The following is a 26,508-nucleotide window of genomic DNA, read 5'->3' as shown; positions in this document are numbered from 1 at the left end:
CGTTGAATTTGAGTTGTTGTTATTGACGATCTTGATCGAAGTCGCCGTGGAAATGGCCATGGTCACTGTGGCTTTGTGCGGCTTTTAGCTTAGTGCCAATACGTAGTTTCTCTTTTGGTGCGTCACTCATGAGAGCTTTGAATGTACTAGCTTTCGATTCTTCTGCCGGGAATAGAGGCTGACTGAATGCGTAGTAAGTCGTCACATAAGCGAGCGCCTGAGTGTTTAGATAAAGTGCTTTCTGGCTGATGTTGTTTAAATCATCGCAGGCTTGGTGATAGCACTTGTCATAGGCGACATCGATTTCACCGCCAAACTGATCAACCTCTGCTGCAGTTTTCACCTTCTCTGCGCCAGTAAACAGACCACCAAACGCAATGCCCCAATCTGCGAAGCCTGCATAGTCTGAACGTTTAGATAGCGCTTGCGGTACTGTGCTCTCTGATCTCAGATTGAAAAACTCGTTAAACATGGATTCGATGTCAGAAGTGCCATAAGGAGGTTTAAAATCTCCGGTATAGGCGTTGTCTGGTGCATCCTTGGTATCGGATAAATCACCATCCATGACACCAAAGATGTAGTTTGGCGAGGCGATCATATCAAAGTTTAGATACAGTTTTACCTTATTTAACTCGTTGTATCTGGCTTCAACTTCATCGACTTGAGCTTCCGTCAAATCCGATGGGTTTTCTATGCCATACTTCTTCATGATTTCAGCTTGCGCTTGATCGTAAAGAGGGGCAAATAATGCGTCCGCATAATGAGTGGAACCGACAAGGCCGGATTCCTCAGCGGCCCACCAAGCAAAACGAATTTTGTTTTTTACCGGTGCTTTAAGATCGGCAAGTGTAGTCGCAAATTCAAGTAACCCCGCTGTGCCAGAGCCATTATCGTTGATGCCTGGGCCTGCAGGTACAGAGTCCAAATGCGCTCCGAGCATAACGATTTGGTTTGGATCGCCTTTTTTGGTTTCGGCGATGACATTTTCTGTCACAACCATCTTATCTTGAACGGCAACGCTTAAGTTAGCTGGAATTGTGCTCGACATACTTTCATCGTACCACTGCTTACCCAGTGCATAACGTGCTCCGAAAGCTGGAATCGTTGCCGCACTGTCACTACCAAGGGTACCATTGACAACCGACGTTCTGCCTTCGTTATTCCCTTGGTTGAAAATGATCACTGCTTTAGCGCCAGCATTTTCGGCATTGACAACTTTATCGCTAAAAGAGCATCCACCTCTTTGAATGACCGCGATTTTTCCGCTGACGTCTTTACCTACAAAATCCGAAGCTTCGCATCCATCGGTATCATCGTAGCTACCAGAATCAAACTGAAAGTCTGGGGTGACAAAGGCAAGCTCACCTATCAAAGGTCCATTGGAACCGCCGGAATAAGACATCACTGCATAGTCTTGTTGCACATTTTCAGACGAGTCATGAGGGCCGTTGAGCTTAACGCCATTTACCGTCAATGAAGTGCCCGATAGCTCTTCCCAAGCACGAAAATCAAGTTTCTGAGTGGTAACGTTATAGCCATAACGTTTCATCACGCGTACCACATAATCGGTAGATTGCTCGTAACCTGTGGTCCCTGCTGCACGTGTTATCGATGTACCATCAGTGGTCGTAGACGCCCTAGCTTCTAGCGCTTGTAAATGACCAACGGTATCTTCTCTCGAAATATTACTGCTAACGTATTCTGCAGCGGTTCTCGGATCATCCCAATAGCATCCTGAAAGTAGGGTTGAACTGAATAATGTGGTTAGCACTATTTTCTTATTATATAGATAAGCCTGCACTTTAATACTCCTTGTATTGATAAAGCCAGGCTATTGTTCTGTATTTTTAGGGTAAATGACACATCCGATTTGTTAAAAAAATGATAACGGTGATCCGTGCGGTAATGCGGTGAAACAATTTTTACTATCAATTACATTTTATAAAAGGTTGTTCTGGTGAATGGTTATTTGCAATGTGCTGAGATAAAAGAAAAAGAAGCGAACTAATGTCGCTTCTTTATAGGTAGCTTTAAAAACCAGCTTAAGTTTGATTAAGCTGTTTTGGTTAACGATGCTGACTTGTCTTCCGATTCGTCATCAAGCGCGATATCTCCTTTGCCTTTTGAAGATTTGATCACATAGCTTGTGACGGCGATGGCAAACACGACACCTAATGCTGTGGAGACAGACATAGGTATACCGAACCCAAGCGCTTCGTTGTTAAGAATAAAGGTGGCACACACAGATGTCATAAAGAATGCGGGTACGGTTGTTACCCAGTGCAGTTTGTTATGGCGTAATAAATAGGCCGATGCAGTCCAAAGCATCATTACCGCGGTGACTTGGTTAGCAAATCCGAAATAACGCCAGATGATGCCAAAGTCAACTTGCGTGAGTACCGCGCCGATGACAAATAGCGGCAAGGCCATTAATAGACGCTTCTGTAGGCTTTTTTGCTCCATGTTAAAGTACTCTGCCAAGATAAGGCGACTGGAGCGGAAGGCGGTATCACCAGATGTAATTGGCAAGATAACAACACCAAGGAAGGCAAGAACGCCGCCAAATACGCCGAGTAAGCCAAATGATGAGCTGTAAACCACGTTCCCTGGTCCACCGTTTTGAATGGCATTAGAAAGACCGTCAAGTGAGCCGAAGAAAGACAGAGCAATCGCACACCAAATCAAGGCAATCACGCCTTCGCCAATCATCGCACCATAAAACACGAAGCGGCCATTTTTCTCATTTTCCATGCATCGAGCCATTAACGGAGACTGAGTGGCATGAAAGCCAGATATTGCGCCACAAGCGATGGTGATAAACAGCGCAGGCCAAAGTGGCATGTCATTCGGATTTAAGTTGGAGAACATATCACTGACGGAAAAATTGCCCATTACTGTGTAATCGCTGGAGACGGCGACGGCGGTGATGAGACCGACGGACATAAAAATGAGTAGGGCACCGAAAAATGGGTAAAGCCTACCAATGACCTTATCTACTGGTACGACAGTAGCGATCACATAATAGGCGAAGATAACCATCACCATGGTGGACATACTGACGCTAAAGCCGGTTTTTTCGTTAATTAGCGTGGTGATCATTCCTGCAGGAGCAGAGACAAATACCACGCCGACTAACAGTAACAGTACGATAGCAAAGATATTCATAAAGTGTTTTGCACCTTTACCTAAGTAGCGACCAGTGATGGTGGGTACGGACGCGCCACCGTTTCGAATGGATAACATTCCTGAGAAATAATCATGCACCGCTCCGGCGAAAATACAACCGATGAGAATCCAAAGCATGGCAGCAGGGCCATAAAGCGCGCCCATGATAGGGCCGAAGATAGGGCCAACCCCTGCGATATTGAGCAGCTGGACTAAGTAGACTTTTTTGGTGGACATAGGGACAAAATCGACACCGTCTGTTTTGGTGTGAGCCGGTGTTTTTCGTTTTTCGTTGATGCCGAAGACTTTTTCTATAAAGGCACCATAGATAAAGTACCCACCGATGAGCGCCGCAACGCTGATTAGAAACCACAACATAACATTTGTCCCTTCTTGTTTACATAATCGTCAATGTTCAGATATTACGGCGCCAATTTTCTATTACACGTCATTTCAGTTTGAGTGGTCGTATTTTGTGATGAGTGGTCGTCATTGGAGTTAAGTGGTAGAAACATTATTTCGTTCATACCCCAGTGACTTCAAAATTCACAGAGTCTCATTTTTAAATTCCTTTGAACTGGCTAGAATGATAGATAAGCTATTGATAATTATTCGGTCGCTTCCGCTACTCTACCTAAGATTCTGCATCTTAATGTTTCTTGGGTATCTCTCTCAGATGATCTTGAAATAGGTGTTGTATGCAAAGAGTGTTCTTGTTCATGGCTGTTCTTGTCCTGTCCGGATGTGCATCGGGTGTAACATCGCAAAATCAAAACTGGCAAAAAGTTGGTTATCAAGATGGTGCGAGAGGATTTGCCGCTCGATCTTATACCCAGTTGGGACACATTAGCGCGGCGCAGCAAAGCGAATATGATGAAGGCTACAACGAAGGTGTTCGCCATTATTGCAACCCTACTTTTGCTTATCAGATAGGCTTGTCCGGGCAGGATTACCTTGGTGTATGTGACGGGATGAAGCAAGGGCAAAAATTTCGCATGGAGTGGCAACGTGGTTGGAACGCCTACCAAAGCTCAGCGATGTAATAAAGCTCATTTGCTATTCAGAGGTGATTACTTGTTCTCTGTACACAGGGGGGGGGTCCGGCATAACATTCAATGAGGGGAGTGTAATAAACGTTTTTAATTTGTTTGTTTTGGTGTAGGTCATACAACTTATATATTGAGGTATACCCCATAGCAAACGGAGATTGACCAATGTTAGCATGAGCTAACCCCTCTGATAGCAGTTCGAGCTGGATGGGTAAGGTGTCTCCAAATACGAGCAGCAACTGCTTTGTATCGAGATAATGTTTGTATTTCGATATGACCCGGCGATATTCGTCTTGTAGATTTTGCGGCCAGCTGCCAATCGTGACAACAACCTGTAGCTTTTTAGGTGAATGTTGATGCTCTTGTATCATCCTCTCTAGCACGACAAGCGCTCGTTTTGGATCATCATCTATATATAAGGGGCATCTAGGGTGAGAAGTCCACTTTTTATCAGCGGTCTCCAAAATACCTTTTATACCGTCTAAACGCCGAGTTAAGTTTATTGCTGACTTATGGCCGCTAATCGAACAATATACCCCTCCACTAGGCTTAAGCTTTCTCACTGCCTCTCCAAGTTTTTCTCCAAAGGTTAAGTTATTGGTACCTATGTAGCTTTTGCGTATATTTGGTCTGCTACTTAGAACATCTTGACTAAAGTCTGAGTCAAAGGTGACGACAGGAATCCCTGTATCACGAATAATTTGCATACTTCTATCCGCTAACCATTTTGAATGAATAACAGATAATGCCAAGCCATCAATTGCCTCATCATTTTGTAGGTGGCTGAGAATGACAGCATTCTGGTCTCGTGCTTTTGCTTTACTGGGGCCGTCAAAAATACACGTCACACCTAGCTCTTCAGCAGCTTTGGTACATCCTTTCCTAGCTTCGTCGAAAAATGGGTTATCAAGCGCTTTAGGAACCACCAAAAAGCGCAGTTCTTCTGAAGCAAAGCTCGAAAAGCTGAACGCGCAGAGCAGGCAAACACGAAATAGGGTCATGGATATTTCCTGATGTTTTCTGACCCCAAGTATAGTTGATCTAACTATAACTAGTTGGCTGGATATATCACGCCAAGTGACGCTGACTTACTCGCCCCAGTGACTTCTGGTAGGTTGCTTGGTAGCCCATGAATCCTACGCTGTGCTAGCCAAGCAAATGCGATCGCTTCCATATAATCGCCATCCACACCTTCCTCAGCGGTTGGTTTCACTGCCCACTTCGGTAGTAGGGCTTGCAACCTTTGCATAATGAGTGGGTTTTTCGCGCCACCACCACAAACCAGTAGCTGAGGAAAAGATCCATGGCGGAACTTATCTACTTCGTTAGCAATAGATACAGCAGTAAACTCGGACAAAGTGCGTTGTACATCTTCGGCTTTTATGGTGAGTGGCTGCAACTTAGCTTCTAACCATTTGAGATTGAATAACTCTCTACCTGTACTTTTGGGGCTAGGCTGCGCTAAGTAATCTTCATCTAACAGTTTGGTCAGCAATACAGGATGTATCTGTCCAGATAAGGCAAATTCAGCATTATGATCGTAGCTGCCTTTATGCTGTCTTGTACACCAACCATCCATCAACACATTGCCAGGGCCAGTATCATAACCAATGACGGGTTGGTTTGGCCTAAGTACTGAAATATTGGCGATACCGCCAATATTAACGACCACTACGGTAGACTCGGTTGGATGAAATATGGTGTGGTGGAACGCAGGTACAAGCGGGGCACCTTGTCCCCCCAATGCCATATCTTTACGTCGAAAGTCAGCGACAGTGTCAATTTGAGTCTTGCAGGCGATAATATTGGCATCACCGAGTTGGAGGGTAAATGGATCGCTTCCATTTGGGTGATGATAGACAGTTTGGCCGTGATTCCCAATGGCCCGGATGTCTTTCGGTGCCAGGTTTGACGCTTTTAGCGCTGAGAGAATGGCTTCAGCATATAGGTGTCCAAGTTGCCGGTCTAGCGTGCCCACATCGAGCAATGAGGTTGATTGTCCAAGGCACATGCTCAGTACATCGTCTTTAATCTTTGCTGGCATAGAGTAACTATGGTGGGCGATTAACTCGATACCATCATTGTCTATTTCGCATAGTGCGACATCAATACCATCTAAACTGGTGCCAGACATGACTCCGAAATACAGCTCTTTATTGCTCACTTTGACCTCAACACTTTTTGCAAAGAGTGAGTCAACTATTCCAATAGTTCAATTGAATGGCAATAGGGATTGCTCTATCTTAATAAACTTATTGAAAAGGCAGCCAGAATTGCATGTTGAATCACGAAACTAGACCAGTGTTATTGGGCTAAATAGGGAGTGGGTATGGGACCATTATGGTTAGATGTTGCCGGGTGTGAACTGACAGCAGAAGATAAAGAAATATTGCAACATCCGACGGTAGGAGGGGTGATTCTATTTACTCGAAATTATTTTGATAGTAAGCAGCTTCTCGCTCTTAACGCGTCAATACGTAAAGCTGCCAAAAGGCCAATCTTGATTGGTACGGACCACGAAGGCGGTCGCGTGCAACGGTTTCGAGAGGGGTTTTCTATCATTCCGGCAGCACAAGAATATCGCAAGCATAAAAATGCCTCTGAGCTGGCTTATCAAGGAGGATGGTTGATGGCTGCAGAAGTCATTGCCCATGATATTGATATCAGCTTTGCGCCAGTGTTGGATAAAGGTCATCAAAGTAAAGCGATTGGTAGCCGAGCTTTTGGTGAAGAAATAGCAGAAATCCTATCGCTGAGCCAAGCTTACATGGATGGCATGAAAGCATTGGGCATGGCCACCACGGGCAAACACTTCCCAGGTCACGGTGGCGTGGAAGTGGACTCGCACAAGGAAACCCCATATGACTCGCGCGATGATATCTTTGCTCAAGATATGGCGATATTTCGCTCTCACATAGAGAAAGGGCTGCTCGATGCCATGATGCCCGCGCATGTTGTCTACCCTGAATATGATGCCCAACCAGCAAGTGGTTCGTCCTATTGGTTGAAAAAGGTGCTCCGCGAGCAGTTAGGCTTCAAAGGCATGGTGTTTTCCGATGATCTGAATATGGACGGTGCGTCTATTATGGGTGGGCCTGCTCAGCGATCGCAGCAAGCGTTAGACGCAGGCTGTGACATGATATTAATGTGCAATAATCGAGACGCACAGATCAGTGTATTGGATGGTTTGCCAATCAGTGAATGCTCAAAAGCGTTGCCTCTAATGAAAAAACGCTCGATAAACCTAGCCGATCTTCGCTTGTCAAAAGAATGGAAAATAGCATCTGAGGCGATGGCGAGAATCATAGAGGGTTAACATCAGGAAATACCGAGTGACTCTTTGAGTGCTTTGAGGTAGCGCCGACTCACCGGGACGATAGAGTCATTCAGCGTAATAATTTCGGCTAACCCATTGTCGAGTAGCTTGATTTCTTTTATTGCTTTGGTGTTGACCAAATATTGCCGATGACAACGCATCAATGTTGTGCGAGCTTCTAGCACTTTTAATGTTAGCTGGCTGGTGGTGGTTTGCTCATGAGTTTGGATTTGCACACCACTGATATCGCTATAGGCACACTGCACGTCTTGAGTGGGAATGATGACGATGCGGTTATGGCCGATACATGGTATTTGCTCGAGCGAGTCATGCGTAATGGCTGAAAGATCATTTTGAGGTGGCTGATCACTCTTAAGTAGCCTGGAGACCGTTTTATCCAGTCGGTCCGTATCTACAGGCTTGAGTAGGTAGTCGAAGGCGTTGTCTTCAAATGCTTGAATCGCGTATTGATCATAGGCGGTGACAAACACAATATGCGGCATGGTGTCAGGGTCGAGCATGGTGAGTAAGTCGATGCCAGTCACTTGTGGCATTTGAATATCCAAAAATACCACGTCAGGCTTGAGTTGATTAATCAACTTAAGCCCGTGAATGGCGTTGTTCGCCTCACCAATCACATTAATGTGACCAGTTTCGTTGAGAAGCTCGGTTAACTCTTCACGAGCAAACTGCTCATCATCAATGACCAGTGCTGTAAAACTCGACAAATCAAAATCTCCTAAGGTCAATTAGCCTTATTTGGAATGATAAAACTCATTCGGGTGTAACTATTCATTTTAACATCGATGTTCAGTGACGCTGTGTTGCCAAACATGTTAGTGAGGCGTTTATTGACGATGTTCATACCAAGACCTAAATGCTCTTCTTGTGGTTGTTGGTAGACGCCAGCGTTGTCCTCCACCACGATACGTTGTCCACCTTCCAAAGGCTCATTAAAGATTCGCACTTTTCCTGATGACAGTAATTGGGAGATGCCGTGTTTAATGGCATTTTCTACCAAGGGCTGCAACGTAAAGCTGGGTAGAATGCGGCTGAGAATGTCATCGTCGATATGGACTTCCACTTCCAGTCGATCACTAAATCGTGCTTTTTCAATGGTTAAGTAGGATTGCACATGTTCGAGCTCTTCTTGTAATGTGACGGTCTCAATGTTTTGCTTCAGGTTACTTCTAAAAAATTGCGATAAATGCTGGATGAGATCTCTGGCCTTGTTGGGGTCTTTGCGAATGACGGCACTAATGGTGTTGAGTGCATTGAATAAAAAATGTGGGTTAACTTGAGCATGCAATAATTTGATTTCAGACTGAGTCAGTAACATTTGTTTTTGCATGTAATCACCATACAACATTTGGCTAGATAGCAGCTGGGCAATGCCCTCTGCCATTGACATATTGATGGTAGAAAACAATTTCCTTTTCGGCTCATAAAGCTTGATGGCTCCAATCACTTTGTCTCCGACTTGCAGTGGAATGATCAATGCGGAGCTCAACTTGCAGTTATCGGAAATAGAACATTGATAGTGTTTGTCCGTACCGTCTAAATAAACGATGGTATTGTTTTGAATCGCATCGATGGTAAACCTTGAAGAAATCAGATTGTTGGGTTTGTGGTGATCATCGCCAATGCCGATGAAGGCTAACACTTTTTCTGTATCGGTAATCGAAACGGCACCGACATTGGTTTCTTCATAGATGATTCGGGCAATTTTTTCTGCATTGCTGCTATTAAACCCCGAAGCCAGAATGCCGACTGAGCGCTCGGCAATATTCAATGCCCGCCGAGAATAAGTGGTTGAATATTTCTCAAAGATGGTTTTCTTATCTTGCAAGATACTCATAAATAACGCAGCACCTACTGAGTTGGCGATGATCATCGGAGCGGCAATGGTTGTGACTAATGCACGTGCTTCCTCGTACGGTTGAGCCACTAATAAGATAATCAGCATTTGCAGAATCTCAGCTACGAAAGTAACGGCAAGCACTAACATGGGGTTGAAAAGCTGAATACTCTTACCTTTATGTACCAAGTAAGAGTGGAGTAGGCCACCAATCAGTCCTTCCATTGTGGTAGAAATGGCACAAGCAAGGTCAGTAAACCCGCCTAAAGAGTATCGATGCAGGCCTCCTGTTAGACCTACAAAAAATCCCACAACTGGCCCACCAAATAATCCCCCCATCACAGCGCCGATGGCTCTAGTGTTAGCAATCGCATCGTTGATACTTAGGCCAAAATAAGTGCCCATGATGCAAAACAATGAAAAAAGGATATAGACGCTGATTTTGTGGCTGAAGCGGCCAGAAATATTGAGCAAAGGTAAGAATATTGGCGTTTTACTCAGCATATAAGCGAGCACAAGGTAGACACTAAGCTGCTGTAAAAGAGATATGATCAGTTCCATCCATTGACCTTGCTGCTTGCCTTTATTCCATTCACATTTATATAAGAGGTAGAAATACTATCCTAAATAAAGAGTATAGCAAGGTATTGGTGTGTAAATTAAAGTTTACATTTAATGTTTTTTTAAGTTTACACCTTGAATTCATAATTTAATCTGTTACCTTATCTGAAATGAGGTTTTATAGTGCGCCTAATTTGGTGTAATGAATAATTTACGGTTTAAGTATGCAAAGAAGTGAACTCAGTAATATTAATATCAGTGATGAACAGGTATTAATTACCCCCGAAGAATTGAAAGCAAAACTTCCCCTTAGTGAAGAGGCGCGTCAGTTTATCCAGCAATCTCGTGAGACGATTGCGAACATTATCCATAAAAAAGACCACCGCTTATTGGTGGTATGTGGCCCATGCTCGATCCATGATGTTGAAGCCGCTAAAGATTACGCCAAACGTTTGAAGAGTCTGGCGGAAGAGTTAAGCGATCAGCTCTACATTGTCATGCGCGTTTATTTTGAAAAGCCGAGAACGACGGTGGGCTGGAAGGGCTTAATCAATGACCCGCACCTTGATGGTTCGTTTGATATTGAGCATGGGTTACATGTGGGCCGCCAACTGCTGGTCGAACTTGCAGAAATGAACATCCCACTGGCAACAGAAGCGTTAGACCCAATTAGCCCACAATATTTGGCCGATACATTTAGTTGGGCGGCGATTGGTGCAAGAACAACAGAGTCACAAACACACCGAGAGATGGCCAGTGGATTGTCTATGCCTATTGGTTTCAAAAATGGTACAGACGGCAACTTGGCAACGGCCATCAATGCGATGCAAGCGGCTTCTTCTGGTCATCGCTTCATGGGAATTAACCGTGAAGGGCAAGTCGCTCTGTTGACCACACAAGGTAACCAAGATGGTCATGTGATTCTACGTGGTGGTAAACAAACCAACTACGATTCTGTCTCGGTGACTGAGTGCGAACAAGAAATGCAAGGTCATGGGCTAGAGGCATCGCTTATGGTCGATTGCAGCCATGCGAATTCGAGAAAAGATTATCGTCGCCAGCCCCTTGTGGCTGAAGATGTATTGCATCAAATACGTGAAGGTAATAAATCCATTATTGGTGTCATGATTGAAAGTCATATCAATGAAGGCAATCAATCTTCCAATTTGCCGCTGGAGCAATTGGAATATGGGGTTTCAATTACCGATGCCTGTATTAATTGGGATACAACTGAGGCATTATTACGTCATGCTCATAAAGAGCTGGTTCCGTTTTTAGAAAACCGCCTGAAAAACTAAAAGGTAGATGTAATGGCAGTTGAACTGAGTGAATTGCGCGATCAAATAGATGACGTGGATAAACAAATATTGGATTTGCTTTCGCAGCGGTTAGCACTGGTGGAAAAAGTAGGAGAGGTGAAAAGCGAGCACGGCTTACCGATCTACGCGCCGGATAGAGAAGCAGCGATGTTAGCCTCCAGAAGGAAAGAAGCTGAGAGAATAGGCGTTCCTCCACAGCTCATCGAAGATATCTTGCGCCGCACTATGCGTGAGTCTTACGCCAGTGAGAAAGACTCTGGTTTTAAATGCTTAAATCCAAAGCTTGGTTCAGTTGTTATTGTGGGTGGTCATGGTCAGTTGGGGCGATTGTTTGGCAAGATGTTTGCCCTTTCTGGATATCAGGTTGATGTGATTGGCAGCCAAGACTGGGACAAGGCAGATGGGTTATTGTCTCGTGCTGGAATGGTTGTGGTCACGGTACCTATTCATCTCACGGTCGATGTGATTAATAAGCTCAATCAATTGCCAGATAATTGTATTTTATGCGATCTCACATCCGTTAAGTCTTCTCCATTGCAGGCAATGATGAAGGCCCATTCTGGGCCAGTAGTGGGTCTTCACCCTATGTTTGGTCCAGATGTCTCAAGCTTTGCGAAACAAGTTATTGTATATTGCCATGGCCGTGGTGAAGAGCAATATCAATGGTTGCTAGAGCAGTTTGCTATCTGGGGTGCTACGTTACGAGAGATTGATGCGTTAAAGCATGATAATGGCATGACGCTAATCCAGGCGTTAAGGCACTTTACGACCTATGCTTACGGCGTTCATTTGAGCCAAGAAAACCCAGAGCTCGACAGTTTACTCGAGCTTAGCTCTCCTATTTACCGCCTAGAGCTGGCCATGGTTGGCAGATTGTTTGCACAAGACCCAAACCTGTACGGCGACATTATTTTTTCATCACAAGATAATGTAGAAATGATAAAACGCTTTTATTCTAGATTAGGTGAAGCGGTAGAACTGTTGGAACAAAATGGTAAAGCTGCCTTTATTCAAAGCTTTGAAGAGGTTAGTGAGTGGTTCGGTGAGTATTCACAAAAATTTATGCATGAAAGCCAGAGTCTGCTAAAACAGGCGAACGATTCAATTCATCGCGAGTAGATTTGGGCGACAAATGGTACAGCTCGTGGTTGATTGTACTGCGAGCTTTTCGAATGCTATGTATCAATACTATCGAATGTTTATAACTGCTCGCCTAAATCGGATAGGTGTTCACCAAGATCAGACAAGTGCTCTAACTCCCGATGTAATAAATCGTCATTGCCAACATTAAGTTCAACTAAGCGTCTTATATGGGCAATGCTTTCGAGGTCAATATGGTCGATACTGGCATGAATGATGTTTTTCTTAATGCCAATTAAATTGGCCACTAAACTGATCACTATATCGCTACTGGGCAAGGTAAATTCGATATCAGCCAATATATCGCAATTTAACTCCGTATTTTTTTCATCTACACTAAGCAATAGGCCATGCAATGATAGGTCTTGAATATTGGCTTCGACCACTGTGCCACCTTGCTTAATCGTGGCGGGTGCTTGGTATATTATGCGTGAAAATCGGCGTCTTTCTGCCATAACTCGTTGTCTTCCCTAATGTTCATCCATAAAAGTACTTCATCTCTATTTATTCTAGTAATGAAGTAATAAAGCCGCACTGTGTGCGGCTTTATCGTATTAACTTACTTAGCGATACGCTTGTACTTTATACGATGTGGTTCAGCTGCTTGCGCACCTAACGTTTGTTTTAACCACTCACTATACTCAGTATAGTTGCCTTCGTAGAAGTTAACCTGTCCTTCATCACGATAGTCTAGAATATGTGTTGCGATTCTATCTAGGAACCAACGGTCATGCGAGATAACCATTGCACATCCTGGGAACTCAAGTAACGCTTCTTCAAGCGCACGCAAGGTTTCTACGTCCAAATCGTTGGTTGGCTCATCGAGAAGTAAGACATTACCCCCGGCTTTTAGCAGCTTGGCAAGGTGGACACGATTACGTTCCCCACCTGAGAGTTCACCAATCACTTTTTGCTGATCAACACCCTTAAAGTTGAAGCGAGAGCAGTATGCGCGCGCTGGGATTTCAAAGTTGTTAATCTTGATGATGTCAGCGCCTTCAGAGATCTCTTGGAATACTGTTTTGCTGTCATCCATGTTGTCACGGAACTGATCAACAGATGCAAGTTTTACCGTTTCACCAAGCTCGATGGATCCTGAATCCGGTAGTTCAGTACCGCTTAGCATTTTGAATAGTGTTGACTTACCCGCGCCGTTTGCACCAATGATACCAACGATAGCACCCTTAGGAATGCTAAAAGAAAGGTCATCAATTAATACTCTATCGCCGAAGGATTTAGTGAGGTTGTTGACCTCTATAACCTTTTCCCCCAAACGTTCACCCGGTGGAATGAACAGCTCGTTGGTCTCATTACGCTTTTGGTGATCGGTATTATTGAGCTCTTCAAAGCGTGCCATACGAGCTTTAGATTTTGCTTGGCGGCCTTTCGGGTTTTGACGAACCCATTCAAGCTCTTTCTCAATGGTTTTCTGACGTGCTTTTTCTTGCGAAGCTTCTTGTTTCAGACGAGCGTCTTTTTGCTCAAGCCAAGAGGTGTAGTTGCCTTCCCAAGGAATGCCCTCGCCACGGTCAAGCTCCAATATCCAGCCAGCGGCATTATCTAGGAAATAACGGTCGTGGGTAATCGCCACAACGGTACCGTTATAGTCCACCAAAAAGCGCTCTAACCAGCCAACAGACTCAGCATCTAGGTGGTTAGTCGGTTCATCAAGTAACAGCATGTCTGGCTTTTCAAGCAGTAGGCGACAAATAGCAACGCGGCGTCTTTCACCACCTGAAAGATGCTCAATCTTAGCGTCCCATTCTGGTAGTCGTAGTGCGTCTGCCGCTCTTTCTAACGCATTTTCTAGATTGTGCCCATCTTTCGCTTGGATTAACGCTTCTAGTTCGCCTTGCTCTTTGGCTAGTGCGTCAAAGTCGGCGTCGGCTTCTGCGTATGCCGCGTAGACGGCATCCAATCTTTTTAGGGCGTCTGCAACGTCAGATACGGCTTCTTCGACGACTTCTCGCACGGTTTTAGATTCATCAAGCTGCGGCTCTTGTGGAAGATAACCGACGTTGAGACCTGGTTGTGGGCGGGCTTCGCCATCTATATCGGTATCAATGCCCGCCATGATCCGTAACAATGTGGATTTACCTGCGCCATTTAAGCCCAATACGCCGATTTTTGCACCTGGGAAAAAGCTTAGCGAGATGTCTTTGAGAATTTGACGTTTGGGTGGGACGATTTTACTCACCCGCGACATGGTATAAACATATTCAGCCATTGCTGATCAATCCTAATTTGAAACACATAAACAGCTATTTTATACCAATCGAAAAGGTTTTGTTACACGGTGAATAAGCTTTTATCGATCCGTGTATCAAGCTGACAGTAAACCATTCGTAACCAGTTGCAAGCTTGAACTATGAGTTTTATTAATTGTGAATCCAGATCGGATGAGTTGTTTGTTTTTTGACCTGTAGTTAACATGGTGTTAACATTTTAATTCAGCACAACTTGGAAGTGAGGAACATGGAAAGTAAAAGCTCAAGCAAAATCTACCAGTTCATAAGCTGCTCAAGTGCATGTGCGCTTCTTTTTGTCGGCAGCGCTTTCGCCAGCCCAGTCACCAACATTCAAGAGCAACGCTCTTTGTACGATAGAGCGCAAAAGCTCCTCGATAAAAGGCAAATCAAGCAGTATCAATCGATGCGTTCAAAAATAGCCCAGTACCCACTCACGCCTTATACCGATTATCGAGCCTTTCTTATTAATTTAGCCAGCAAAACACCTAAGCAAGTGAATCAATTCATTGAAGATAACTATTCATATCCGTTTTCTGTTTTGGTTCGTGCCCCTTATTTGGAGTCTTTGGCCTATCGGGGGCAATGGCGAAGGTTGCTAGAATTTCAAACCAACGAGCCAAAAGGTGAGCAATATCAATGCTATTACTATACTGCAAAGCTAAAAGTAGGTGATAAAAAAGAAGCTTACGATGGAATGAGTAAGCTGTGGCTCTCAGGAGACAGTATTTCCAAACAATGTGATAAGTTGATTAACGCTTGGGATAGAGCGGGGTTTAAAACCGACGACGTGATTCTAAAGCGCATGTTGTTAGCCTTTGAAGAAAGAAACACTGGCCTAATGAGCTATTTAAAAAGGCAGCTAAAATCCTCCCAAGCGAAAGAAAAAGCGGCTGAGATGGAGCGATTGTATCGTCGTCCAGAAAATGTTGCTCGGTTTGCAAGAGAGCACTCGGATGGAAGTGAGTTCTATCAAGTGCAAATCATCACTGCTTTGCAGCGATTAGCGAGAAAAAATGTAGAGAAAGCACAAGTCGCGTTTTCACAAGTGATGGCGAAAAACTACTTTCATGACTCTGATAAGCAAAAGATTGCCGAATTTATTGCTATTCGATTAATGAATACTGATTCCAAACCTCTTATCCAATGGCGAGACGATGTCGTCGAAATGTCTATAGATGACAAGCTGATTGAAAGAAGGACTCGCTTAGCAATCCAACACAATGATTGGCTTGATACCCAAAAATGGATTGCTCATTTAAGTCAAGATGCACAAGATTCGCTTCGCTGGCAATATTGGTTAGGGAGAAGTGAAATAGCATTAGGTGCCTATCACCAAGGTAAAGCGAGGCTTTCTAAGTTATTGGGAAAACGTAACTTTTATAGTGTCGCGGCCGCAGGCTTTATTGGGGTTCCCGTGGCTTATCCAACCACGTCATTGAACTTAGACCATTCGGTATTAGAGCCGCATAAAAAGGCATTGTATCGTATTCAAGAACTGATAGATCGTACCAAACTCTCGAGTGCGAAAAGTGAATGGAACTGGCTTTTGCGCCATGCCGATATCGAAGAGAAAAAAATGTTAGCGGCTTATGCTGCGGATAAAAACTGGCATCATCTAACGGTAACGGCCTCGATATCTGCGCGATTGTGGGACAATGTGCAGCTGAGATTTCCGATAGCTCATCAATGGTGGTTTGATCATTATGCCGAAAAACATGGTATCGACCCGATCACGCTGATGTCTCTCGCTCGGCAAGAAAGTGCCCTAGACGTAAACGCCCGCTCTCCGGTTGGTGCTCGAGGCATTATGCAGATTATGCCAAGAACCGCTCAGTACACTGCTAGGAAGTATCGAATCCCATATAAAGGCGCTAGGGATCTCTATTCGGTAGGTAAGAATATCGAAATCGGCAGTAGTTATCTCAATGGTTTGCTTGAGCGTTTCAACAACAACAGGATCTTAGCCTTCGCAGCCTATAACGCAGGTCCTCATCGCGTAAAACAGTGGCGTGAGAGATCGAATGAAAACTTGGATGTGTATGCCTTTATTGAAAGTATTCCGTTTAGTGAAACTCGTGGTTATGTGCAAAATATATTGATGTTTGAAACTTACTACCGCGATTTGATGGGCGTTGATGGGCAATTTCTGACGAAGAAAGAGAAATTGGCTAAATATTAGGTGTTGAAAGCTAGCACAAGCGCGACTTAACAATCGCTAACTGATTGAAATCACGCTAACTAGCTTTCTTATACAAAACACGGAACGATTACTTTAGAGGATCATCATCAGGTAGGGCATTGTGCATCCATAACGCTAGGCGTTTTTTAATATTGGGGCCATCAGCTTTGTTTTCGGGTAATGGCGTAATTTGATTAACCTCCACGAGAAACAAGTACACCGCTTTAATCTTTATCGCTTGAGTAGAGTGTGGTAAGTCAAAGCCCTGCAGTTTTGCCATTTGTAAGCCGACATCTACAGCCTTCTTAACCAACTTATCTTCATTCATGATCTTCTTTATTTTCGACATACCATCACCATTATCCTTATATCATGAGTACTTAGTATAAGCAGTCTACATTGTGCTCTCAATGAGAAAACTGAAATGTGGGCGGTAACGTGACAACTAAATTTAATGGAATTAACCCTTCGAGTTACTACCTTTTAGTACTGTAAAGCAGACTCGTTTCTACCATACTTCGATTATCAGCCAGTCCATTAGCGTCGCAAGCTCTCTATTTGGTGAGCATTATGCTTCCTGAGAAAATTTCCAAGCTATCAGATCTTACAAATTTAATTGAGGTGGGCCAGTTTTATTCATTAGATAGTGACCTTTCTTCTTAGTGTTTTAGTCGTACCACGCTTTGTTTTGCTATCTACTCGTCGACGTTGTGAGGCTTTAGTTGGTTTCGTTGCCTTTCGATATTTCTGTACTACTACAGCGGATAGAATAAGATCTTTTAATCGTTTTAAAGCTGCCTCTTTGTTTTGTAACTGAGTTCTGAATCGTTGGGATTTGATAACAATGATGCCTTCTGAGGAGATTCGGCTATCAGAAAGCTTAAGAAGTTTTTCTTTGTAGCTTGCTGGTAAAGATGAGCTCTTGATGTTAAAACGAAGGTGTATGGCAGTTGCTAGTTTATTGACGTTTTGACCGCCGTTACCCGCTGATCGAATCGCGTTAAGTTCAATCTCGCAATCAGCGATAGTTACATTGTTTGAAATAGATAGCATGACGGTACTTATTTGTTCTGGGGTAATTTTGATTACTTTCACACTCGATTGGCGGTGAGAAATAGACACTAACGGAATACATTATTAAGCCTGTCCTTTTATTATATTACCTTAAACCGCTCACATATACCTGTTACCACTATTTGGTATACAATAGGCATCCATAACACACTCGCTAGGTTAGTTTATAAATCATGCCATTTAGCCCTGAGTACAATGATTGGGATCAGTTCATACAGCTTATCAATAGAGCGATAGAAACCGGTCAACATGAGCTGCTATTAGGGACGATGCTCACGCCTGATGAAAGAGATGCTTTGGTCACTCGAGCCAATATTTTAAGTGAGCTGTTAAAAGGGGAGTTGTCACAGCGGCAAATGAGCCAAGAGCTTGGTGTCGGCATTGCGACGATTACCCGTGGTTCAAATGAACTGAAAGCAAAGTCAGAGCAAGAAAAATGTCAGATAGCTGAGCTTTTGTTGAAGCCGCAATAAAAAGCTGGTGATAGAAAATGGTTCCATCATCTAAAATGCCAGCGTTTGTTGCTGGCATTTTAGTTTGAACTAGAGCTATAAGTTGGCAGGGAAATGTTCTGGATTGGAAAATGGAATCAGTGCCAAGACTAACGCTTGATGGTATACAGAGCTACGAGTCAATTGGTTTTGAGTCAGCAGGCTGATTGCACCACCTTTTTGTTTAATGTTTTCCGTACCAAATACTTCATCCATCACATCGCCCAGCTCGTTGGCTCTTTTGAGCTTCCCTAATACCAATGGTGGCAACATTAAACTTGCCGAGCGGGACTCACCACGTACTGAGTCTGATTCAATCACCATCCAAGCAAACGTCACGTTGTTTTCAATTCCCGCTTCTAGACCAACGTAATAATCTGCTTCTGCTGTTAGTTGTTTCGCATTGCGAATTCGATTTAACGCACCTTGGTGAGTTTCTTTATCTGTCATTGGCTGGTCGGCCACGCCACTGGCGACTTTTACTCCTTCAAAGCGAAACGCTTGGTTTGGAAAAACGTCCGCAAAGGCACTTTTAACTGCATTGATTTTTGCTGGATTCAAAGAGGTGATAATAACCGTTTTCATATGTTTCTTATTCTATTCTTAATCGATTTTCACTTGGGTATGGGAAATGTTCTCAATAGGGTAACAGCCTAATACCTTAAGGAACTTGGTGATTTTAGTGAGCTCTGTGATGGCTTGCTGCATATCACTCGAGGCTAAATGAGACTGCAAATCCACATAAAACATTTCTTCCCAAGGATTTCCCATGATCGGTCTTGATTCAAGTTTGGTCATGTTGATGCCGTATTTTTGCAAAACAAGCAAAGTTTGCACAAGTGAGCCTGCGTCTTGCGCGGTGGACATGATCAAAGTGGTTTTTGCAGGTATTTGCGTTGAAACCTCGACCGGTTTACGAGCGACGACAATAAATCGAGTATGATTTTCGGTTTGGTTGGCAATATTGCTCTGAATCGATTGCAACCCGTAAAGCTTACCGCTTGACGCATTGCCAATGGCGGCGATGTCGCTGCGATTGAGCTCTTTGACTTTTTTCATCGCATCGGCAGTGCTTGCGCAGATTTCCAGTTTCACTCCCTTTAAGCGATTGAGAAACTCACTACATTGTTGATGCGGCTGTGGGTGAGAGTAGAGCGTCTTAATGTTTTCAAGCTGGATATCGGAGGTGGCCACCAAGCAATGTTCTATAGGTAGAGTCAGCTCACCAACGATGTATAAAGTCGTGTGTTGCAATAGGTCATACACTTCGTTGATTGAACCCGAGCTGGTATTTTCGATGGGTAACACACCATAGTCTGCATGACCTGATTCTACGGTTGAGGTGACTTCTTTAAATTGTTCGCAATTTAGTTCGATCAGCTCTGTGTGTTTGCGGCTGAAATACTCTCGGCTAGCAAGATGTGAGTAGGAGCCTCTTGACCCTAAAAAGGCAACTCTGGCTAACGGCTTTTGGCTTTCTGGGTTGGCTAATTTCTGCAAATATGACTGCTGAAGGAGTACCGAGTCTTCAATAATGGTGTGAAAGAGCTTGGTAATATACTGAGCATCGAGATCGTATTTCTCTTTGCCATTATTAATTAGCTTAACGAGCAGCTGCTGCTCTCTGTTCGCATCGCGCACAGGTTTAGACGTTTGCACTTTACTTTTGGCTACATCAATACTCAACTTTCGTCTCTCCGATAATAGAGAAAGCATTTGATCATCGAGTTCATTCAAGCGTAGGCGAATTTCTTCGAGCGAATATTGTTTGTCAGTCATGAAAGTGTCCTTAATAAAAAACCTCCCAGTGGGAGGCTTTCTGTTCGTTTTGCTTATTTACGCAAACTACTTAGCCTCCAGAGCTAATGTGGAAAAAATAAGTCAAAAAAGAACAGAGGAGAAAATAGCATAAAGTCGTTGTGAGTAATTCAACACTCAGACACAATAAGCAAGCAGGCTAACAGCGTCAAGACTTATTGCGATAGTGTCGATAAAAAAATAGCGCCTTGCGGCGCTATCAATAGGCCATTGGTTATCTATTCGGTTTCTTCAACTTCAACCTTTTCTGTTCTACGAGCCGCGGGTTTATGACGTAGCTTGTTCATTTGTCTTTCGAGTTTGTGTTCAACGTCGTTGATCGCAGCGTATAAATCTTCATGCATGGAGGAGGCAACTAACTGGCCTTTAGGCACCTTAATTACGGCTTCAAATTTTTTTTGTTTATTGGGCTCTTCACTAAATACCGCTTGGCAAGAAATGATATCAACTTGCCACTTTTCTAGCTTCTTAAATTTGTTTTCAATATGCGCACGGATTGCAGAGGTGATGTCAATATTTTTGCCTGTAATTGTAACTTTCATAGATTTTTCCTCTGTAGCTACCCTTGTGGGTTAACTTCAGAGTACCGCACTAATAATAAAAAAATGTGATCTATATCAATATTTGTGTGCAAAAAGTTCTAGAGAGAATTAAACGTGATCTTTTGCAGATAGTCTTTTGTTTATGAACACAAATTGCTTGTACTTCTCTGTGAAAGCGTTACATTGGGGACAGGTTATACGCTAGAATTGGTTTATTTTGGGGAGAGATGTGCGGTCTGAAAAACACCAACCAACAGGCTGATTCCACACGCTTTTCTTATTCTTTATTACCTTCCATAAAACAAACCCTCAACATTGCGTTTGAGGGTTTGTTTCATTATTGGGGTCAATGCTTAAGGATTTAGCTTTATAAGCTGCTCCGTATTGGCAATTGGACCTTGCAATCCTAAGACTTTATAAGCCTCCAGTTCGAGCTTCAATGACTTGCGAGCTGCGTCTGTATCTGGGTAGGATTTTTGCAGTGCTTGGGCGCGATTGATAGCGGCGATCCACGCTTTGCGTTTTACGTAGAAGTCAACGATGGAAAGCTCATAATCCGCTAGGCGATTCTTTAATGCGTACATGCGCTTTTCTGCATCGGCGGCATATGGACTATTTGGGTAACGCTCCAACAGCTTCTTAAAGTCGGCGAAAGCTTCTGCTGCTGGTGTTGGATCTCTATCGCTCCGGTTTATGCCTAATGCTTCTTGTAAGAAGTTGGTATCTTGCGCCATATGAGTTAGCCCTCTCATATAGAGAACCCAGTCTAACTTCGAACTAGTAGGGTTTAAGCGCATGAAACGGTCAATAGAAGCCAGCGCTAATGGCAGCTGATCGTTACGATAGTAAGCATAAATCAAATCAAGTTGTACTTGATCAGAGTAGGGGCCGAATGGATAACGAGAATCCATTGCTTCAAGTTTAGTAATAGCACCCGTTAAGTATCCCTCTTGCAAAGCGGCCTTCGCTTGAGCGTATAGTTGGGCAGGCGGCAAGTCTGGCACGACCTCTTTGCTGCTTGAACAGCCAAATAACGTTAACAGTGTGACTAAACCGAATAGAGAACGCTTTTTCATGTGTTGGGGCGATTCCTTGAATTTAAATATTTCGATAGCTCTCGTTACTTTCATAGCAGTAACAGATACAATGCTGAATTAGCCTATTTTTCCACAGTGTTGAGCATTAGTCTCACAGTTTTTGAAAAAGTTCGATATGAGCCAACAGATAGAATTAACAAACACCGTAAAAGACAGCCAGTTAGGGCAACGATTAGATCAAGCCGTTGCTGAGCTATTTAGTGATTTTTCCCGTTCACGGATAAAGGAGTGGCTTTTACAAGGAAAAGTTCACGTGGATGGAGAAGTGATAACTAAGCCTCGCTATAAAGTAATGGGAGGTGAGGTCATTACTGTTTTTGCGGAAATTGAATCTGAGGAAAGGTGGGAAGCTCAGGATATTCCATTGGATGTGGTTTACGAAGATGAGGATATCTTAGTCATCAACAAACCGCGTGACTTTGTCGTCCATCCTGGTGCCGGGACGCCGGATGGGACCGTCCTCAATGCTTTGCTTCATCGTTACCCTGATATTGCAGAAGTGCCTAGAGCGGGTATCGTTCATCGTCTCGATAAAGATACGACGGGTCTAATGGTTGTTGCGAAAACAGTCCCTGCGCAAACACGTTTGGTTCGTGCTTTGCAAAAGAGAAACATCACTCGTGAATATGAAGCGATAGCGATCGGCACCATGACGGCGGGGGGTAAAGTAGAGCAGCCAATTGGACGACATTCAACAAAACGCACCTTGATGGCGGTGACACCAATGGGCAAACCTGCGGTCACGCATTATCGAGTCGCGGAACATTTCCGTGAACACACAAGAATCCGTCTACGTTTAGAAACTGGCCGAACTCACCAGATCAGGGTTCATATGTCTTATCTTCAGCACCCATTATTAGGTGATACGGCTTACGGTGGTCGCGCTCGAATTCCGAAAGGGGCAACCGAAGAGCTGGCAGAAAAAATTCGTCAGTTTGATCGCCAAGCGCTGCATGCGGTGATGCTTAAATTTGAACACCCGATAACTGGCGAGCTTCTCGAATTCCATGCGCCTGTACCAGAGGATATGGTGGCCATGAGTGAAGCATTGCGTGAGGACGCTAAATTGAATCATTCGGAAGATTATTGATGAGCTGGATCTTGCCAAATTGGCCTGCACCAGAGCACATTAAAGCTTTGTCCACGAACCGATTAGGCGGGTTTTCCAACTCGCCATACCAAGGGTTGAACTTAGGACAACATGTTGGCGATGATGCCAATATTGTCGCTAAAAATAGAGATTGGTTGGTCAACGCCGCCGAACTGCCCTGTTCGCCAATATGGTTGAACCAAACCCATTCCACCCACGTATTGGAAATAAATCAATCAACCAATAACGTATTTGATGCTGATGGAACCTATACCAGTCAAAGTGATATTGTTTGTTGTGTCATGACTGCAGATTGTTTACCCGTACTATTGACCAATACCGATGGTAGTCAGGTGTCTGCTGTCCACGCTGGTTGGCGAGGATTAGTTGGCGGGATACTGGAAAATGCAGTGGCAAAAATGCACGGTGAGATTATGGCATGGATTGGGCCAGCAATCGGGCCAGAGGCATTTGAAGTTGGTGATGACGTTCGGCGTCAGTTTCTGGCCGTTAGCTCAGACTTTTCCGAAGCTTTCGTCGAAACCAGTACAAAAGGGAAGTGGATGGCAAACATGTCGCTTTTGGCAACAAAAAGGCTAAACGCAGTCGGTGTAGAGTCGGTGTATTCCAGTGATATCTGTACCTTTCAAGACTCGCAAAGGTATTTTTCTTATCGACGAGATGGTGTGACCGGTCGACAAGCCAGTGTTATCTGGATAGATAGTAAAAAATGAGCGATATGTAACGAATTTATAACCTATCCACACCGCATTTATTACTTGAAAATTAACTGGCTCGGTCCCATTTTACCTCCTATAAATGAGTTAAAATAGTTTTTGTTTAGGAGAGTTAAATGCGACTCGATCGGTTTACCAGTAAATTCCAAATCGCCATCTCTGATGCCCAGTCGCTCGCACTAGGGCGCGATCATCAATATATCGAACCTGTCCACTTAATGGTGGCACTTTTGGATCAAGATGGCAGTCCAATTCGCCCACTGATGACCATGCTCGATGTGGACGTCACTCATTTGCGTTCTAAACTGGCTGAGATGCTAGATTCCTTACCGAAAGTCACCGGTATTGGTGGCGATGTGCAGCTTTCAAGTGCCATGGGTACGTTGTTTAATCTGTGCGACAAAGTGGCTCAAAAGCGCAAAGACAGCTACATCTCTTCTGAAGTTTTTTTGCTTGCTTCAATACAAGATAAAGGACCACTTGGCAAACTCCTCAAAGATTTAGGTTTAACTGAAGAAAAAGTCTCCATGGCTATTGACCAAGTGCGTGGCGGTCAGTCGGTCAATGACCCGAATGCAGAAGATTTGCGTCAAGCACTGGAAAAATTCACCATTGATCTGACTGAACGAGCAGAGCAAGACAAGCTAGATCCAGTGATCGGCCGTGATGATGAAATTCGCCGTACCATCCAAGTTCTACAACGCCGTACCAAGAACAACCCAGTAATCATCGGTGAGCCAGGTGTTGGTAAAACAGCAATCGTTGAAGGGCTTGCTCAGCGTATCGTCAACAACGAGGTGCCAGAAGGTCTACGTGGTAGACGCGTACTTTCGTTAGACATGGGCGCGTTGGTTGCAGGTGCAAAATATCGTGGAGAATTCGAAGAACGCTTAAAGTCCGTGCTCAATGAATTGTCGAAAGAAGAAGGCAACATCATCCTTTTCATCGATGAGATCCACACTATGGTCGGTGCTGGTAAAGGTGAAGGTTCAATGGATGCCGGCAATATGCTAAAGCCTGCGTTGGCCCGTGGTGAGCTTCACTGTGTGGGTGCGACAACGTTGGATGAATACCGTCAATATATCGAAAAAGACCCAGCTCTTGAACGTCGCTTTCAGAAAGTATTGGTAGATGAACCCAGTGTTGAAGACACGGTTGCTATTTTGCGTGGATTAAAAGAACGCTATGAGCTGCATCACCATGTAGAAATAACGGACCCAGCTATTGTAGCTGCGGCGAGCTTGTCTCATCGATATGTGTCAGACCGACAGCTACCGGATAAAGCCATCGATTTAATCGACGAAGCAGCGTCGAGCATTCGCATGCAAATTGACTCTAAACCAGAGTCGCTGGACAAACTTGAGCGCAAGATCATTCAATTGAAAATCGAGCAACAAGCTTTAACCAATGAACAAGATGACGCAAGCGCCAAACGTCTCAATATTCTCAACGAAGAGTTGTCTTCTAAAGAAAGAGAATTTGCTGAGCTGCAAGAGGTATGGAATACCGAGAAAGCCGCGCTATCAGGAACGCAACACATTAAGACTGAACTTGAAAACGCGCGTATGGACTTAAACATTGCTCGTCGTGCTGGTGACCTAAACCGTATGTCTGAGCTGCAGTATGGCCGTATTCCTGAACTAGAGAAGCAGTTGGACCTGGCTACTCAAGCTGAAATGCAGGAAATGACGTTGCTGAAGAACAAAGTGACCGATGCTGAAATTGCAGAAGTACTTTCCAAGCAAACGGGTATTCCGGTGTCTAAGATGCTAGAAGCGGAAAAAGAAAAGCTGCTTCGCATGGAAGAGGTGCTACACAATAGAGTTATCGGTCAAGCTGAAGCCGTCGAGGTAGTGTCTGATGCGATACGTCGTAGCCGAGCCATGTTAGCCGATCCAAATAAACCGATTGGCTCGTTCCTATTCTTAGGCCCAACAGGTGTGGGTAAAACGGAGCTATGCAAAACACTCGCAAGCTTTATGTTTGACAGTGAAGATGCGATGGTTCGTATCGATATGTCGGAGTTTATGGAGAAGCATTCTGTTGCACGATTGGTAGGCGCACCTCCAGGCTACGTTGGCTATGAAGAAGGCGGCTATTTGACAGAAGCGGTTCGTCGTAAACCATATTCGGTCATTTTGCTTGATGAAGTGGAAAAAGCCCATCCGGATGTTTTCAATATTTTGCTTCAAGTATTAGATGATGGTCGCTTAACTGATGGACAAGGTCGCACCGTCGACTTTAGAAACACAGTAGTGATAATGACTTCTAACTTGGGCTCGGAAACCATCCAAGAGAACTTTATGGAGTTAGATTACGACAGTATGAAGACTCAGGTGATGGAAATTGTCGGCCGACACTTTAGGCCAGAGTTTTTGAATCGTGTAGATGAAAGTGTGGTTTTCCATCCACTGGCTCAAGAGAATATTAAGGCTATTGCTTCTATTCAACTCAAACGACTCTCACAGAGAATGGAAGAAAGTGGTTATCACATGTCGGTTTCTGATGAAGCACTGGATTTGATTGCCAAAGTTGGATTTGATCCCGTATACGGAGCAAGGCCACTTAAACGTGCGATTCAGCAGAGCGTTGAGAATCCATTAGCGAAAGAAATACTAGCAGGCAACCTTGATCCTGAGAAAGAAATCGAATTGGTTGTTGATGATGGTCATATCGCGACAAGACAATAAACTCAATTAACTAACAGCAAAAGGAGGCGTTTAAGCCTCCTTTTGTGTATTTAAACACTAATTCGCTTTATTATTAATCGAACGGCAAATAATCTGCGATTTTATTTAAATTAGGGCTTGCCAACGAGATGGG

The 26,508-nt window shown here is 44.0% G+C and carries 23 protein-coding genes; 9 read left to right on the top strand and 14 right to left on the bottom strand.

The genetic code is table 11. The annotated features are described in order from the left end of the window. Window positions 1-19: 19 nt before the first annotated feature. Together M9194_RS08055 and M9194_RS08050 are read right to left on the bottom strand one after the other, a co-directional pair. Window positions 20-1,801 (bottom strand): M28 family metallopeptidase, encoded by a 1,782-nt coding sequence (locus M9194_RS08055; protein ID WP_250612117.1) that lies wholly within the window; start codon window positions 1,799-1,801, stop codon window positions 20-22. A gap of 251 nt (window positions 1,802-2,052) precedes the next feature. After that, window positions 2,053-3,543: a carbon starvation CstA family protein gene (locus tag M9194_RS08050; RefSeq protein ID WP_250612116.1), complete on the bottom strand. Its 1,491-nt coding sequence runs from the start codon at window positions 3,541-3,543 to the stop codon at window positions 2,053-2,055. Window positions 3,544-3,863: 320 nt separating this feature from the next. Between M9194_RS08050 and M9194_RS08045 the strand changes: the two genes are divergently transcribed. Beyond that, a complete protein-coding gene (locus tag M9194_RS08045) occupies window positions 3,864-4,208 on the top strand; it encodes a DUF2799 domain-containing protein (protein WP_250612115.1) in 345 nt (114 codons plus the stop codon). A 17-nt stretch (window positions 4,209-4,225) separates the two neighbouring features. Here the strand turns inward: M9194_RS08045 and M9194_RS08040 are convergent, their stop codons facing one another. Both M9194_RS08040 and M9194_RS08035 read right to left on the bottom strand, forming a co-directional pair. Beyond that, a complete protein-coding gene (locus M9194_RS08040; RefSeq protein WP_250612114.1) occupies window positions 4,226-5,215 on the bottom strand; it encodes a substrate-binding domain-containing protein in 990 nt (329 codons plus the stop codon). Window positions 5,216-5,265: 50 nt separating this feature from the next. Then, window positions 5,266-6,378, bottom strand: a complete 1,113-nt coding sequence (locus M9194_RS08035; protein WP_250612113.1) for an anhydro-N-acetylmuramic acid kinase — start codon at window positions 6,376-6,378, stop codon at window positions 5,266-5,268. Between the two features lie 165 nt (window positions 6,379-6,543). On the opposite strand from M9194_RS08035, the gene nagZ reads away from it, so the two are divergent. Beyond that, on the top strand, window positions 6,544-7,530 hold the full coding sequence (gene nagZ / locus M9194_RS08030) for a beta-N-acetylhexosaminidase (protein ID WP_250612112.1): 987 nt from the start codon (window positions 6,544-6,546) through the stop codon (window positions 7,528-7,530). Between the two features lie 2 nt (window positions 7,531-7,532). Here the strand turns inward: nagZ and btsR are convergent, their stop codons facing one another. Together btsR and M9194_RS08020 are read right to left on the bottom strand one after the other, a co-directional pair. After that, window positions 7,533-8,258 carry a two-component system response regulator BtsR gene (btsR, locus tag M9194_RS08025; RefSeq protein ID WP_250612111.1) on the bottom strand — a complete coding sequence of 242 codons (726 nt, stop codon included), beginning with the start codon at window positions 8,256-8,258 and terminating at the stop codon, window positions 7,533-7,535. A 17-nt stretch (window positions 8,259-8,275) separates the two neighbouring features. Continuing rightward, complete coding sequence (locus M9194_RS08020; RefSeq protein ID WP_250612110.1) at window positions 8,276-9,949, bottom strand: sensor histidine kinase; 1,674 nt, start codon at window positions 9,947-9,949, stop codon at window positions 8,276-8,278. A gap of 224 nt (window positions 9,950-10,173) precedes the next feature. Here M9194_RS08020 and M9194_RS08015 point away from each other — a divergent pair, with 224 nt between their 5' ends. Together M9194_RS08015 and tyrA are read left to right on the top strand one after the other, a co-directional pair. Continuing rightward, window positions 10,174-11,247 carry a 3-deoxy-7-phosphoheptulonate synthase gene (locus tag M9194_RS08015; protein ID WP_250612109.1) on the top strand — a complete coding sequence of 358 codons (1,074 nt, stop codon included), beginning with the start codon at window positions 10,174-10,176 and terminating at the stop codon, window positions 11,245-11,247. A 12-nt stretch (window positions 11,248-11,259) separates the two neighbouring features. Then, on the top strand, window positions 11,260-12,387 hold the full coding sequence (gene tyrA, locus M9194_RS08010) for a bifunctional chorismate mutase/prephenate dehydrogenase (RefSeq protein WP_250612108.1): 1,128 nt from the start codon (window positions 11,260-11,262) through the stop codon (window positions 12,385-12,387). Window positions 12,388-12,467: 80 nt separating this feature from the next. Here tyrA and M9194_RS08005 read toward each other — a convergent pair whose 3' ends face one another. Then, window positions 12,468-12,863, bottom strand: a complete 396-nt coding sequence (locus M9194_RS08005; RefSeq protein ID WP_250612107.1) for a PilZ domain-containing protein — start codon at window positions 12,861-12,863, stop codon at window positions 12,468-12,470. 104 nt (window positions 12,864-12,967) lie between these two features. Further along, window positions 12,968-14,635 carry an energy-dependent translational throttle protein EttA gene (gene ettA / locus M9194_RS08000; protein ID WP_250612106.1) on the bottom strand — a complete coding sequence of 556 codons (1,668 nt, stop codon included), beginning with the start codon at window positions 14,633-14,635 and terminating at the stop codon, window positions 12,968-12,970. A 248-nt stretch (window positions 14,636-14,883) separates the two neighbouring features. On the opposite strand from ettA, the gene M9194_RS07995 reads away from it, so the two are divergent. Next, on the top strand, window positions 14,884-16,836 hold the full coding sequence (locus tag M9194_RS07995; RefSeq protein WP_250612105.1) for a transglycosylase SLT domain-containing protein: 1,953 nt from the start codon (window positions 14,884-14,886) through the stop codon (window positions 16,834-16,836). 88 nt (window positions 16,837-16,924) lie between these two features. On the opposite strand, the gene M9194_RS07990 is transcribed toward M9194_RS07995, so the two are convergent. Together M9194_RS07990 and arfB are read right to left on the bottom strand one after the other, a co-directional pair. Continuing rightward, a complete protein-coding gene (locus tag M9194_RS07990) occupies window positions 16,925-17,185 on the bottom strand; it encodes a DUF5062 family protein (RefSeq protein ID WP_250612104.1) in 261 nt (86 codons plus the stop codon). 290 nt (window positions 17,186-17,475) lie between these two features. Next, window positions 17,476-17,889: an alternative ribosome rescue aminoacyl-tRNA hydrolase ArfB gene (gene arfB / locus M9194_RS07985; protein ID WP_250612314.1), complete on the bottom strand. Its 414-nt coding sequence runs from the start codon at window positions 17,887-17,889 to the stop codon at window positions 17,476-17,478. Between the two features lie 194 nt (window positions 17,890-18,083). Here arfB and trpR point away from each other — a divergent pair, with 194 nt between their 5' ends. Further along, the gene (gene trpR, locus M9194_RS07980; protein ID WP_250612103.1) at window positions 18,084-18,383 is read left to right on the top strand and encodes a trp operon repressor; all 300 of its coding nucleotides are present in this window, start codon (window positions 18,084-18,086) and stop codon (window positions 18,381-18,383) included. Between the two features lie 75 nt (window positions 18,384-18,458). Here trpR and yjjX read toward each other — a convergent pair whose 3' ends face one another. The 4 genes from yjjX to bamD all read right to left on the bottom strand — a co-directional run bounded on the left by yjjX (window position 18,459) and on the right by bamD (window position 21,837). After that, a complete protein-coding gene (gene yjjX, locus M9194_RS07975) occupies window positions 18,459-18,986 on the bottom strand; it encodes an inosine/xanthosine triphosphatase (protein WP_250612102.1) in 528 nt (175 codons plus the stop codon). Window positions 18,987-19,004: 18 nt separating this feature from the next. Further along, the gene (gene pheA / locus M9194_RS07970) at window positions 19,005-20,180 is read right to left on the bottom strand and encodes a prephenate dehydratase (protein ID WP_250612101.1); all 1,176 of its coding nucleotides are present in this window, start codon (window positions 20,178-20,180) and stop codon (window positions 19,005-19,007) included. A 257-nt stretch (window positions 20,181-20,437) separates the two neighbouring features. Then, a complete protein-coding gene (gene hpf, locus M9194_RS07965; protein WP_250612100.1) occupies window positions 20,438-20,761 on the bottom strand; it encodes a ribosome hibernation-promoting factor, HPF/YfiA family in 324 nt (107 codons plus the stop codon). A gap of 353 nt (window positions 20,762-21,114) precedes the next feature. Next, window positions 21,115-21,837 carry an outer membrane protein assembly factor BamD gene (gene bamD, locus M9194_RS07960; protein ID WP_250612099.1) on the bottom strand — a complete coding sequence of 241 codons (723 nt, stop codon included), beginning with the start codon at window positions 21,835-21,837 and terminating at the stop codon, window positions 21,115-21,117. Between the two features lie 136 nt (window positions 21,838-21,973). Here bamD and rluD point away from each other — a divergent pair, with 136 nt between their 5' ends. From rluD to clpB, 3 genes are all read left to right on the top strand, one after another. After that, window positions 21,974-22,948: a 23S rRNA pseudouridine(1911/1915/1917) synthase RluD gene (gene rluD / locus M9194_RS07955; RefSeq protein WP_250612098.1), complete on the top strand. Its 975-nt coding sequence runs from the start codon at window positions 21,974-21,976 to the stop codon at window positions 22,946-22,948. Next, window positions 22,948-23,682: a peptidoglycan editing factor PgeF gene (gene pgeF / locus M9194_RS07950; RefSeq protein WP_250612097.1), complete on the top strand. Its 735-nt coding sequence runs from the start codon at window positions 22,948-22,950 to the stop codon at window positions 23,680-23,682. The genes rluD and pgeF overlap by 1 nt, the downstream gene beginning before the upstream one ends. Window positions 23,683-23,801: 119 nt before the next feature. Next, a complete protein-coding gene (gene clpB, locus M9194_RS07945) occupies window positions 23,802-26,375 on the top strand; it encodes an ATP-dependent chaperone ClpB (protein ID WP_250612096.1) in 2,574 nt (857 codons plus the stop codon). The last annotated feature ends 133 nt before the right edge of the window (window positions 26,376-26,508 follow it).

Origin of the sequence: Vibrio sinus (assembly GCF_023634645.1) — a bacterium.
Lineage (GTDB): Bacteria > Pseudomonadota > Gammaproteobacteria > Enterobacterales > Vibrionaceae > Vibrio > Vibrio sinus.
Note: the sequence above shows the minus strand (reverse complement) of the source record. Positions and strands in the feature narration are given on the sequence as shown.